Origin of the sequence: Heliorestis convoluta (assembly GCF_009649955.1) — a bacterium.
GTDB lineage: Bacteria > Bacillota > Desulfitobacteriia > Heliobacteriales > Heliobacteriaceae > Heliorestis > Heliorestis convoluta.
The window spans coordinates 2572501-2586024 of sequence record NZ_CP045875.1 but is presented as its reverse complement, the minus strand read 5'-3'; the positions used below and the strand labels follow the sequence as shown (position 1 = coordinate 2586024).

Genomic DNA, 13524 nt, shown 5'->3' with positions numbered 1-13524 from the left:
GTATGATCATGACTTCAGCAGAAAAGAACATGGTACTTGATCAAGCCAAAGAACGTCAGGTGAAATTTGTACGTCTACAATTCTCTGATATCTTTGGTATCCCCAAAAACGTATCTATTCCTGTAGAACAATTGCCAAAGGCTTTAGATGGAGATATTGCCTTCGATGGCTCTTCCATTGATGGGTTTGTACGGATTGAAGAATCCGATATGATGTTAAAGCCTGATTCATCAACCTTTACTGTCTTTCCTTGGACGCCAAAAGAAAGTAGAGTAGCTCGTCTCATTTGTGATGTGGCTCTGCCAGATGGTCAACCATTTATGGGATGCCCTCGTACTGCCTTACGTCGAGCTCTTGCCGAAGCGGAAGAACTAGGCTACAGTGCCTTCAATGTTGGGCCGGAAGCAGAATTCTTCCTTTTCCATATGGATCAAGAAGGTAACCCGACGACAATTACCCACGACAAGGCTGGCTATTTTGACTTAACGCCCGTTGATCTAGGGGAAAATGCTCGTCGTGAAATGGTTTTAACCTTAGAAGCCATGGGATTTGAAATTGAAGCGTCCCACCACGAACTGGCACCGGGACAGCATGAAATAGACTTCAAATACGACAATGCATTGGCTGTCGCTGACAAAGTGATGACCTTTAAGTTTGTCGTCAGAACGATTGCGCAAAGACATGGTCTGCATGCTTCTTTTATGCCCAAACCAGTCTACGGAATTGCCGGTTCGGGTATGCATATGAACCAATCTCTTTTCAAAGGCGAGCAGAATGTCTTTTTCGATCCCCAGGGGGAGCGACAACTGAGCCAAGAAGCCTACCATTATATTGCTGGCTTGATGGAACACGTAAAAGCCATGACGGCCATAACGAACCCCATTGTCAACTCTTACAAGCGACTTGTTTCGGGCTTTGAAGCGCCTGTCTATATCGCTTGGTCTGCCCAAAACCGTAGTCCTTTGATTAGAATTCCAGCCAAAAGAGGCATGAGCACACGGGTTGAGCTGCGCAACCCCGATCCATCTTGTAACCCCTATCTAGCTTTAACAGTTGCTCTTAAGGCAGGTCTTGACGGTATTAAGCGGAAACTGATGCCACCAGCTGCTGTCGATCGGAACATCTATACTATGACCGAGAAGGAACGAGCAGAACTGTCTATTGGCCAACTGCCAATGAGTCTTCAAGAGGCGTTGGAAGAATTACAAAAGAATCAAGTGATTCAAGAAGCACTAGGTCCTCATATCTATGAGCGCTATATAGAGGCTAAACTGTCCGAATGGGACAACTATCGCATTCGAGTCCATCCTTGGGAGATTGAACAGTACCTAACGAGATACTAGTCTACAGGACCACCATCTGTAGATAGACAAGTACGCAAAGACCTTCGGCTCTTTGCGTCTCTTTAACCAATATTGAAAAGGTGCCAATAAAACTTAATAGGGGGTAGGTCGTTATGACTTACAGTAAGTTGAACCGTAGCGCAGCTACATTAACAAAATGCCGTACACCTGACAGCATCGTCCCATTTTCTGGCCTGTGCGCCACCTGTATCGATGGTTGTCCAGGTTTTTGTGAAGTAGGCAAAGCAGCCTATCGTTCAAAAGAAACGCTCTATCCTCAGCCTTTCGGGACAACAACGTCAGCTTCGGAAAAAGATTACCCTGTTGACTACTCTCACTTTAATATCATGGGAACAGCCGTCGGCGCTCATGGTGTTGAAGCCGATTCTGATAAAGCCATCTTCCCAGCTGCCAACATAGAAACTGAGATAGGCAATGAACATAAAATCAAACTAAAAAATCCAATCATTGTTGCGGGTATGGGCTCCACCAACGTGGCTGCCAACAATTGGGATCACCTTGCTTCCGGTTGTGCCATTTCCGGCGCAGCCATTGTAATTGGTGAAAACATCTGTGGTATGGATCCAAACGTTGAGATCAAAAATGGTCGTGTTGTGAAGTCTCCGGCCTTAGAAAAGCGCGTTCGCGACTTCCAAGACTGGTATCAAGGTTATGGTTGCATCGCGGTGCAAGCCAACGTAGAAGATACTCGTCTTGGTGTGCAAGAGTATGCCATTGAAAAACTCGGTGTAACGGCAGTAGAACTTAAGTGGGGCCAAGGTGCCAAAGACATTGGCGGCGAAGTGAAGCTGAATTCTCTTGAGAGAGCGCTAGAGCTACACAGCCGTGGATACATTGTCTTGCCTGATCCAACTGATCCAGCCGTTCAAACTGCTTACAAAAATGGTTCTTTTAATGAATTCGAGCGTCATTCTCGTGTTGGCATGGTTACGCGCGAGTCTTTCATGGCTCGCGTGGAAGAACTACGCCAAGCTGGTGCTAAGAATATCTTCTTAAAGACTGGTGCCTACAGGGCGGCTGACTTAGCAAGAGCTGTTAAGTACGCTTCCGATGCTAAGTTAGACTTACTGACTGTAGATGGCGCTGGTGGTGGTACAGGTATGAGCCCCTGGAGAATGATGAACGAGTGGGGCGTACCTACTATCTACATTCAATCTCTCTTAATTAAGTACCTTGATCAACTGAAAGAGAAAGGTGCCTATATTCCACCTGTAGCCATTGCCGGTGGTATCACCTTAGAAGATCAGATGTTCAAAGCTTTTGCCATGGGTTCCCCTTACATTAAAGTGATCGCCATGGCTCGTTCTCCTCTTGCTGCAGCTATGGTTGGCAAAACCATTGGCAATCAAATCAAAGCAGGTAAAATTTCTGGTGACGCTGCCAAATACGGAACCAATGTGGAGCAAGTTTTCTCACAAGCCTGCAATGTGAAAAATATGCTAGGAGATCGCTACCAAGATCTTCCCATTGGTGCCATTGGCGTCTATAGCTACTTCGAGCGTCTGGGCATGGGTCTCAAACAATTCATGTGTGGAGCTCGTAAGTTCTCCCTCGACTACATCACCCGTGATGATGTAATCGCGCTTACCAAAGAAGCAGCTGAAATCAGCGGTATCCGTTATATTATGGAGCATGACGAAGAAGAAGCGCAGGCAATCCTGAACAGCTAATGTAGTGTTGCCTCCTCTATTCACACCGACACAAAAAACTTCAAAAAAACCGCCCTGTAGCATAACCAGGCTATAGGGCGGTTTTTACTTTTTCATTGCCTTTCTAATTTGTTATAATAAAAAAAGACAGGAATACAAAAGCAAGAAATGCAATAGAAAATGAACACCGATAAGGGGGCCACTTTGTGCCTGAACTTCCTGAATTACTGGCACCAGCTGGATCAATGGATGCTTTGCGAGCGGCTATCGAAAATGGAGCCGATGCGGTTTACCTAGGTGGTACTCGTTTTGGTGCACGTCACTATGCCTCAAACTTTGACATGGACGAGTTAGCAGAAGCAGTCTCCTATGCGCACCAACGTCATGTAGCCGTTTATGTGACTGTCAATACGCTACTGCATGATGGAGAAATGGAGGAATTGCCTCGCTATGCCCGTCAACTCTATGAAGCTTCTGTAGACGCCTTGATCGTGCAAGATCTAGGCGTCTTAAGGTTGTTGCGAAAACTTTTTCCCCACTGGGAACTACACAGTAGCACACAGATGACGGTAAGCAATGTTGAAAGCGCTCTTTTGCTGGCTCAAGAAGGGGTGCGACGCATCGTTCTCGCAAGAGAATTATCATTACCTGAAATTGCTGAGATTTCTAAAGTGCCAGGGATAGAGACAGAAGTTTTCGTTCACGGCGCTCTTTGTATCTCTTACTCTGGCCAATGTCTTATGTCTAGCCTGATTGGCGGTCGAAGTGGTAACCGTGGTCGCTGCGCCCAGCCTTGTCGATTGACCTACAACCTTGTGGATCAGAAAGGGCAAAATCTTGTCGATATAAAAAAAGTAGGGCATCATTTGCTCAGCCCAAAAGATATCAAAACGATAGAACATTTGCCTGCATTAATTGAAGCAGGCGTTAGGTCTTTGAAGATCGAAGGTCGAATGAAAAAGCCAGAATACGTAGCCACCGCTGTTCGGCAGTATCGCCAGGCCCTCGATCGGGCTTTGGAGGGTAAGTCTTTTTATGTAAAGAAAGAAGAAGAAAGAGCATTACAACAGATTTTTAATCGAGGCTTTTCGCCTTCTTACTTAGAAGGCAATCTAGGAGAAGACTTGATGAGTTATAAACGACCCAATCATCGAGGACTCTATATAGGTCGGATTAAGAAGATCGATTCTAAGCAAAGTCTTGTTCATCTTGATCTCGCTGAAGAGCTTACCCAGGGAGATGAGATTGAGGCTTGGGTGTCGAAAGGCGGTCGATCTGTTACGGCAGTCAAGCAATTGACGGTACAGGGAGAAGAAAGAGAGAAAGCTTTCCCAAGAGAGGTTGCAATTCTACCTTGGAAAGGCACTTTCCGTGAAGGCGACCGCGTCTTTAAAATATATGATAGTGAGCTGGTGACCTGGGCTCGTCAATCTTATCAACGACCCAGCACACTTCGACGCATTCCTCTTCAAGGCACTGTGACGGTGCAAGTAGGCATGCCTCTTACTGTAACCTACCGAGACGGCGAAGGTCATCAAGGGCAAGCTTGCACAGAAGAAGTCGTTCAAGTGGCCAACAAACGACCTCTTACGGTAGAAGTGCTCCAGGAACAGTTGGGTCGTCTTGGTACAACGGCCTTTGTATTAGAAACCTTAGAAGCACAACTAGATGAAGGAGCTATGATACCGTTACGTCAGCTCAATGAGGTGCGACGCCAAGCCATTGCTGAACTAGAAAAAAGGAGAAGCGAAAAGTTTCTAAAGCCACTGATCGATGAAGAAAGCTGGCAGAGACATCTTCGTAGTCTTTCTCAAGCAAAAAAAGGAATTACAAGAACAAAAGTCCATCCCCTGCTAACGCTAGCGGTAGAAGGACTTCCTGCCCTTCGCGCAGCGTTACGATCGGGCGCCGATGAAGTCTACCTAGGTACAGAAGGTTTTCGTCATGGTCAACCTTTTAGAAAAGGGGAAGAAGCCAAAGCTTTACAGCTCTGTCAAGAAGCCAATGTCAAAGCAATTGTTGCATTGCCTCGACTGTACCGCGCAGAAGAACAAAAAAAGATAGTCCATATCATAGAGCGTTGGTATGAAGCAGGCGCCCGCGCTTTCCTCGTCGCCAATCTAGGTTATTTGCCCTTGCTTCGTGCCCTTCCTGACGCTGAAAAAGTGGAGATTCGAGCCGACTATCCGCTCTGGGTTATGAATGCAGAGGCAGCACTTTTTTTACAAGAACATGGTTTGAAGCACTACACAATCAGTCCTGAGCTTTCTTGGATTCAGATAGAACACATGTTTTCGGTTGTCGCTTCGAGAAAAGGTCTCGATCCTGGTGCTTTTGAAATGATTGTCCATGGCCCACTTCCTATGATGGTTAGTGAATACTGCGTAGCAGGTGTTTTACTTGGAGGACGCAATAAAAGCCAGCGCTGTAATAGCCCCTGTCAAATCCACAAAGAACTGTACTTGCAAGATCGAATGAATTATAAATTTCCGCTTTATGTGGATGCCTTTTGTCGCAACCACCTGATGAATGCCAAAGATCTTGCTCTATTAGATAAGCTGCCACAGTTGGTGAAGCTTGGTTTCGGACGTCTACGCATTGAAGGTAGAACAAAATCACCACAGTGGATCGGCGATGTTACAACACTATATCGTCAAATCTTAACAGAGTGGCAAAAAGGCAAGCTACAAGACCATCATCTAGAGAAAAGCTTGTCGCAATTGGCGCTTTATCATTTACCAGGCTATACAAAGGGCCATCTTTATCGAGGCGTAGAATAGAGGAAGATAAAAGGGAGAGATCAGAAACTTTGAAGGAGCCTATCCTACAGAAGCTGGAGTTTCATAAAATTGTTGAAAAACTAGTCAACTTATGTACTTCGTCCATTGGGAAAGATGAAGCGAGGTCTCTTCAACCTTCTACCAAGCGATGGTATATTGAAGAATCACTGGCCGAAACAACAGAAGCCAAAGAAACAATTCGCCTGCGACCGAATGTACCGCTAGCAGGTATTAAAGATATTCGAGGCCCCTTAAAAAAAGCAGAAGTAGGTGGAATGCTCGAGCCTGATGAATTGCTAGCCATCGCTTCTACCTTCGAGCCTCAAGAAAAATGCGAGCTTTTTTATTAACAGAAGATAAAGATGAAAGCCCTACGCCTTTGCTTAAAGCATTGGCCCAGGGCTTAGGAAACTATAGAAATATAGAAGATGAGATCCATCGCTGTATTATTGGAGAAGGGGAAGTCGCTGATAACGCTTCTGCAGAATTGCAGCGCCTGCGTAAAATGATCAAAACCATTCAAAGCAGGGTGCGAGAAAAGTTAGAAGCTATCATCAGAAGCCCAGAAAAACAAAAATATCTACAAGAAGCGTTGGTAACGGTGCGAGGCGATCGGTATGTCGTACCGGTAAGGCAAGAATACCGGAGTCAAATTCCTGGCTTGATTCACGATCAATCTGCTTCTGGTGCTACTGTTTTTATTGAACCGATGGCCGTGGTAGAGCTAAACAATGACTTGAAGCGCTATCAGGCTGCAGAGAAAACAGAAATCCTTAGAATTTTACAAGTGCTCTCAGAACAAGTAGGGCAAGAAAGCGAAGATATCGCTGTAACGGTAAATATTTTGGCTCGCTTGGACTTTATTTTCGCCAAAGCAAGGCTGTCGCAACGGATGGATGGTGGAGAACCAGCGATCAATCAATCGGGATACCTGACCATTCGTTCCGGTCGTCATCCACTGATCACAGGCAAGGTTGTACCTGTTTCAATCGAGCTGGGGAAAAAGTTTCATACCCTGGTAATTACAGGACCGAACACAGGCGGCAAAACGGTTACATTAAAGACAGTAGGTCTCTTAACGCTCATGGCTCAATCGGGACTCCATGTACCGGCAGAACCAGGAACGGAGCTTGCTATTTTTGAAGAAATTTTTGTAGATATTGGTGATGAGCAATCGATTGAGCAATCACTAAGTACCTTCTCTTCTCATATGACCAACTTAGTTCAAATCTTAGAAAGAACGGGACCGAATAGCCTTGTACTGCTCGATGAACTCGGTGCAGGCACTGATCCAACAGAAGGTGCTGCCTTGGCGCAGTCAATGCTAGAATATCTCCATCAACGAGGCGCGAAGACAATTGCTACGACCCACTATAGTGAACTTAAGACCTTTGCTTATACGAGTGAAGAGATTGAAAACGCCAGTGTTGAATTTGACATCGAAACACTAAGCCCTACCTATCGTCTGCTCATTGGTCGCCCCGGTCGCTCTAATGCCTTTGAAATATCGAGACGATTGGGACTGAATGAATCCATTGTTGTGAGAGCTCGCTCTTTACTTACACAAGATGAGCGCAATGTAGCCAATTTAATCGAGCATTTAGAAGCCAATCAAGTACAAGCGCAAAAAGAGCGTGAAGAAGCCCTTCGACTTCGCCAGGAGGCCGAAGAGCTGCGTAGAAAGCTCGATCAAAGAGAAAAAGCATGGCGAGAAAAAGAAGATAAAATCTTACAAAAAGCTCGTGATGAAGCCTACAACATTGTGAAAGCAGCAAAAGAAGAAAGCGATAGCATCGTTCGAGATTTGCGCGAAGCCATGAAGCGACTGCCTGTGAAAGAAGAACTCATCAAAGCGGAAAAAGAACGGAATCAACTACGGCAGATGCAAGATGCGATAACAGGACAAAGATTGAAAAAAGATGAAAAAGCAGAGAAAAGCCTTAAAAGCGTCAAAATCGGTCAAGCCGTTTACGTTCCTAGACTGCATCAAAAAGGCAGCGTCTTAACGCTGCCTAACAACCAGGGCGATTTGCAAATTCAAGCTGGAATCTTAAAGCTCACAGTTAACATCAAAGAATTAGAAGCGGCGCAAGAAGAGAAAGAGCAAAAAGGTAAAACCACTTACGCCGCTGTAGCCAGTAGTAAAGCCAAAGAGATATCAAGGGAACTAGATTTTCGAGGCACCACTGTCGATGAAGCGATGGAGCAAGTGGCCAAATATCTTGATGATGCCTATCTTACAGGAACATCGCCTGTATACCTTATTCATGGAAAGGGAACAGGGGCTCTACGCAGCGCCATCCGGAGCTATTTGAAAAATCATCAGTATATAAAGTCATTCCGCAATGGAGAACAAGGTGAAGGCGGTCTCGGTGTTACCGTTGTTGAGTTAAAAAGCTAAAACAATTCAAGGGGTGCTGTTAGTGGACGTTCCACAACATCATCCTCTTTTTGTGTTGGCGTTTCTGGCTCTTTTTTCTCACTATCGCGATTCGGATTTAGAAAGTCGAAAGGAAAAGAAGGGCCTTCTCGCTCTGTTGGTGCTGTGGTGTCACTCGGTTTATTTCCACTGTTTACGTTGTTTCCATTGTTGGTACTCGATGAACCGCCACTTTCTTCATCAAGATTTTCTTTTGATTCGTCATCGACTTCTTCTGGTTCTAGAGGCCTTTCTACAGGTGTTGTCATCTCTAAATGGGCGTCACGTGGCTTTTTATCCCCAGTATAAGGAATCGGTCTTTGTAAAAGCACAGCTCTCTTAAGACCGCTGCAATCGTCACCAGGTCTATAAGGGAGGCCTGTATCGATACAAACGGTCGTTTCAACCCAGACAGTACTTGTTGCTGTAGGTACGTTGCGCTCATCAAAGATTTCAACACGAACAAACTCAGAGGGCGTTAGTTCGCTGGGTAGTTGACCTGACTTAATATCAACAGCCACTTCTGTTAATCCTCGAGGTCTAGGGAAGGCTTTTACAGGAACATCTCTTAAGGAAGAAGTCATAACACTGCGCCAGATTTGAGCGGGGAAGGAACCGCCGTAGGTTTGATAGAGATAATTGTTACGGTCCGTTAGATCGTAACCCATCCATACAACGCCAACAAGCTCAGGTGTGTAAGCAGCAAACCAAGCGTCTTTGTTACCACGCATACCTTGGAACTGGGGGTCATCTTTTGGTAGTTCCGTTGTTCCTGTCTTACCAGCTACAGGCCGATTCATTTGGGCTCTAGTCCCTGTTCCACTTTTTACAACCGTTTCTAGCATACTCGTCATGAGATAGGCAGACGTTTCTTTCATTACAATGTCTTGTTTTGGTTTGGCTTGGACATAAACATTGCCTTCTCTATCTAGGATTTTTGTAATGCCATGAGGCTCAATCCAGACACCTTTGTTGGCGAATGCACCATAAGCACCTGCTAATTCTAAAGGATTCGTGCCATGGGTTAAGCCGCCTAAACTAAGGCCCAAGACCTGATCTCTTTTATCATCTAAGGAACGAATACCAACACGTTTTGAAAAGTTATAGCCATTTTGAACACCAATTTCATTAAGTAGCTTTACAGCATAGATATTGACAGAATACTGTACCGCTTCGCGCATGGTAATCAAGCCGCGATAGAGCCCATCGTAATTATCGGGTTCGTAATTGCCATAGCGAACGGGGACATCATCAACGACAGTAGCGACCGTTCGACCCATCTCAAGAGCCGGTCCATAGACGGCTATCGGTTTAAAGGCCGAACCGGGCTGACGTTTTAGATCAGTGGCTCTGTTAAAGCCTCGCTTAGCTGTATGCTCACGACCGCCTACAAGAGCTCGAATCTGTCCATTGGAATGATCGATAACTGCCATAGCGGCTTGAACGGGTTGGGAAGCTCTGTTCGGCGGGTAGTTTTTGCTGTCGGAAAGGGCTGTTTCAGCGGGCCTTTGGACTTTCGGATCGAGAGTTGTATAGATCTGCAATCCGCCTCTGTAAAGCAAGTTTTCATTGATGCCATATTTTTCAATGGCTTCTTGAATCACATAATCAACAAAATAAGGAAACTGATTCCCACCTGTAGAACCCAATCGATTTCCACGTTCTATGACAACAGGTTGCTTTTGCTTCGCTTCTTCTGACTCTTGTTCAGAAATGTAGCCGAAACGACTCATCTGCGTTAAGACAAGTTGTCGTCGTTGCTCGGCCAGTTCGGGATTGCGATAAGGGGACCAATGATTCGGTGCATTGGGCATAGCCGCTAGAAGAGCCGCTTCATGGAGGTGAACTTCACTAATGGGTTTGCCAAAGAAAGTGTGGGCAGCAGCTTGTACACCATAAGCGCCTTCACCAAAGTAGATGCGGTTTAAATACATCTGAAAGATCTCATCTTTGGAGTACGTACGCTCCAATTGAAGAGCAAGCATCGCTTCTTGAACTTTTCGTTTGAGCTTTTTATCAGGCGTCAAGAAAGCGTTTTTTACCAACTGTTGTGTAATCGTTGAAGCACCTTGTGAGCCAAAACCACCGGTAATGTTTGCCATAACAGCGCGCATCATTGCAAGAAAATCGACGCCATGGTGATCATAAAATTTATTATCTTCAATGGCCAAAAAAGCATCGAGCACAGACTGTGGCACATCCTGTAGTTCAACAAGAGTTCGGTTTTCCCCACCATGAAGCTTGGCATACTCATTGCCATGAATATCGTATAAAATGGTTGTTGTATGAACGTCTAAATCATCAGGACTAAATGAAGGCGTATCTGTTGCCCAAGCAAAAAGAAGTCCTGAACCTACACCCAGGCCAACGACGAGTAATACAGCAGTGATAAAAAGAGTAAAACGAGGCCAGTGGATTTTTCTTTTTTTGCGTTTCACTGTATGATTGCTTTCTTCCTGGGTTTTTTCTCGTTCCACAGGAATGCCCTCCTTTCGACTACTTGCTTATTATAGCACAGGAGTAGGAAGTCGTTACAGCGGTCTTTTATAAGCACCAAGTCGAATTGGTACAGGTGCTTTTCTTGAAAGAAGTGGAAAAACATGATACAGTTTAAGGTATTGAATTGCAGGAGGGAACGAGTGTGACAGAAGGGACAGCAGTGCCTGAACAGGTCAAAGCTGAAGTAGCACGTCAATTGGCGCTTATTCAACGCGGTACAGCAGAAATTATCCCAGAAGAAGATCTGGTCAAGAAATTAGAACAATCTATTCTGAATAACAAACCTTTACGGGTGAAGCTAGGACTCGATCCAACAGCACCTGATATTCACCTTGGCCATACAGTGGTTCTGCAAAAGCTGCGCCACTTTCAAGAGTTAGGTCATCAAGTCATTATTATTATTGGAGACTTTACAGGTCGTATTGGCGATCCTTCTGGAAAGTCCGAGACAAGAAAGCAACTCACAGAAGAAGAAGTCAATCGCAATGCAGAAACGTACAAAGAACAGATCTTCAAAGTCTTAGATCGAGAAAAAACAGAAGTCACATTCAACTCTAGTTGGCTCAGTCCTCTCAACTTTGCAGATATTTTGCAATTGGCAGCCAAGTACACTGTTGCGCGCATGCTGGAGCGAGATGATTTTACCAAGCGCATGAAAGAAAATCTTCCAATCGGCATTCATGAACTTTTCTATCCATTGATGCAAGGGTATGACTCTGTCGCTCTACAAGCCGATGTTGAATTGGGTGGCACAGACCAGAAGTTTAATTTGCTTGTGGGACGAGCTTTACAGAAAGAGTATGGCCAAGCTTCTCAGATTGCCATTACAATGCCTATCTTGGAAGGTCTTGATGGTGTTCAAAAGATGAGCAAAAGTCTGGGCAATTATATTGGCATTCATGAGTCTCCCCGAGAAATGTATGGAAAAACCATGTCAATTCCCGATCATTGCATGATTCGTTATTATGAACTAGTGACAGCTGTGCCCATGGAGGAGATTGAGCAACTTTCTGCATCTGTAGAGTCAGGACAAGTTCATCCTAGAGATGCTAAAATGCGATTGGCTCGAGAAATTGTTACAATGTATCACAGTTCAGAAGCAGCGCATGAGGCAGAGAGAGAATTTATCAATATTTTTCAAAGAAAAGAACTGCCCGATGAGATTCCGGAATATATAGTACCAGCAGAGCTTGTGTCAAGCGGGCCAGTATGGATTGTGAAGTTACTCGTAGAAGCGGGACTTGTTAAAAGCAATGGTGAAGGTCGACGCATGATTAACCAGGGTGCTGTAAAAATCGATAACAATGCTATTACCGACGATAAAGCGGAAGTCACCATTTGTGATGGTATGATCGTCAAAGTTGGTAAGCGAAAGTTTGTGAAACTACGGAAGTAATTTGTTATTCCACGTACGTTGTCTCTATAGAACGAACGCTGTTTTCTATTTTTATTCATAGAAACAGCGTTTTTTTATAGTATAAGTAGGCACCTTTTTTTTGCACCTGCATACATTGTGGGAGCAGGGGAGGTGACAACAATGTTTTGGCTTCGAATGCGATGGTTTTTTGATCGCTGGAAAGTGCGATTTTTCATAATTTTACTGACCTTGCCTGTGCTTTTGCTCTTTTCGGCGCCGATTTTTTTTATGTATGCTGAGAACAACCTAAAAAATACAATCATTACAATGGCTGAAGCGAGGGGCAAAGCTATTGCTGTAGAGGCGATCAATGAAGCCATTCGACATCGTATTGTCAATCATGGCAATTTTCAAGATCTCATTGTCTACAAAACAGATCAACAAGGAAGAATTGTTCTTTTACAGCCAAACACCATCATGATCAACCATCTTGCCGCGGAAACGGCCTTAGAGGTACAAGATACATTGTCAAATCTAAGTACCAGCGAATTAAAAATACCTTTGGGACAACTATCAGGTTCTACGCTCTTTGCAAACAGAGGTCCCTCACTACCTGTTCATATATTACCGATAGGAACTGTCACGGTAAAACCAGTGGAGACTTTTGAAGAAGCCGGTATCAATCAAACCAAGTTTATGGTCTTTCTTAATATAGAAGCAGTTATTCGTATTGTAGTTCCCCTGCTATCATCAGAAATACCTGTTCACACCCACATCCCCATTTCCACCACCATCATTCCTGGTGCTGTACCTAATGTCTATATGCGTGGCGATACAGGTGTAAAACCTTCGATAGATGTAACCAAAGGGATAGAGCAGAACGAATAGAACTGTGCATAACATTTTTCTAAAAAAAGTTGTTGACCCAAGGGAGTAACTATGCTAAGATACTCCTTGTCGCCGATTTGCGATAAAAAACCTCAAAAAAAGTTGTTGACACAACGAAGCAGATGTGATAAGATATCCTTCGTTGACGCAAACAAAAAGCGACAATATCAGACAAAACATCGGTCCTTGAAAATCAAACAGTTGTAAACAAGTCAAGCGTGCGAAACAAGAAATTGTGCGAATTGCTCGGGGGTCAGACCCCACAACAATTCAGAAACAATTTTGACATTTTGCTGAGTCCCTGATGGGGCAAAGCGAATTGTACTAAATTAAGTCAATTAAGAGCTTTATCAGGCTCACCCATATATAAGGAATGCAAAGGAAGTTAACCGCTGACGCCATCCATGGCGCGGTTAACTCCAAAACATCCTTTTTTGGAGAGTTTGATCCTGGCTCAGGACGAACGCTGGCGGCATGCCTAACACATGCAAGTCGAACGGAGCAGATAAGTAGCTTGCTACTTTGAAGCTTAGTGGCGAACGGGTGAGTAACGCGTGGATAACCTACC

Annotated in this window: 6 protein-coding genes, 1 pseudogene and 1 other annotated feature (1 of these 8 only partly in view); of the genes and pseudogenes, 6 read left to right on the top strand and 1 reads right to left on the bottom strand. The window is 44.6% G+C overall.

Annotation, left to right across the window (positions count from 1 at the left end):
* Positions 1-8: 8 nt before the first annotated feature.
* From glnA to FTV88_RS12320, 4 genes and pseudogenes are all read left to right on the top strand, one after another.
* Positions 9-1343 carry a type I glutamate--ammonia ligase gene (gene glnA, locus FTV88_RS12335; protein ID WP_153726647.1) on the top strand — a complete coding sequence of 445 codons (1335 nt, stop codon included), beginning with the start codon at positions 9-11 and terminating at the stop codon, positions 1341-1343.
* Positions 1344-1456: 113 nt separating this feature from the next.
* Positions 1457-3034 (top strand): FMN-binding glutamate synthase family protein, encoded by a 1578-nt coding sequence (locus FTV88_RS12330; RefSeq protein ID WP_153725894.1) that lies wholly within the window; start codon positions 1457-1459, stop codon positions 3032-3034.
* Between the two features lie 185 nt (positions 3035-3219).
* Positions 3220-5793, top strand: a complete 2574-nt coding sequence (locus tag FTV88_RS12325) for a U32 family peptidase (RefSeq protein ID WP_153725893.1) — start codon at positions 3220-3222, stop codon at positions 5791-5793.
* 29 nt (positions 5794-5822) lie between these two features.
* Positions 5823-8194 (top strand): annotated as a pseudogene (locus FTV88_RS12320) (endonuclease MutS2).
* Here the strand turns inward: FTV88_RS12320 and FTV88_RS12315 are convergent.
* On the bottom strand, positions 8191-10689 hold the full coding sequence (locus FTV88_RS12315; RefSeq protein WP_162008036.1) for a transglycosylase domain-containing protein: 2499 nt from the start codon (positions 10687-10689) through the stop codon (positions 8191-8193). The pseudogene FTV88_RS12320 and the gene FTV88_RS12315 sit on opposite strands and share 4 nt — an antisense overlap.
* Positions 10690-10853: 164 nt before the next feature.
* Here FTV88_RS12315 and tyrS point away from each other — a divergent pair, with 164 nt between their 5' ends.
* The gene (gene tyrS, locus FTV88_RS12310; RefSeq protein WP_153725891.1) at positions 10854-12107 is read left to right on the top strand and encodes a tyrosine--tRNA ligase; all 1254 of its coding nucleotides are present in this window, start codon (positions 10854-10856) and stop codon (positions 12105-12107) included.
* Between the two features lie 141 nt (positions 12108-12248).
* Positions 12249-12956, top strand: a complete 708-nt coding sequence (yunB, locus tag FTV88_RS12305; protein ID WP_153725890.1) for a sporulation protein YunB — start codon at positions 12249-12251, stop codon at positions 12954-12956.
* A 439-nt stretch (positions 12957-13395) separates the two neighbouring features.
* Positions 13396-13524, top strand: a sequence feature (most likely nonfunctional fraction of RNA operon); it runs 303 nt beyond the window's last position.

Excerpts from the sequence above, each read along its gene's own strand:
- glnA (WP_153726647.1), top strand. The coding sequence starts at position 9 with ATGACTTCAGCAGAAAAGAACATGGTACTTGATCAAGCCAAAGAACGT.
- FTV88_RS12330 (WP_153725894.1), top strand. The coding sequence starts at position 1,457 with ATGACTTACAGTAAGTTGAACCGTAGCGCAGCTACATTAACAAAATGC.
- yunB (WP_153725890.1), top strand. The coding sequence starts at position 12,249 with ATGTTTTGGCTTCGAATGCGATGGTTTTTTGATCGCTGGAAAGTGCGA.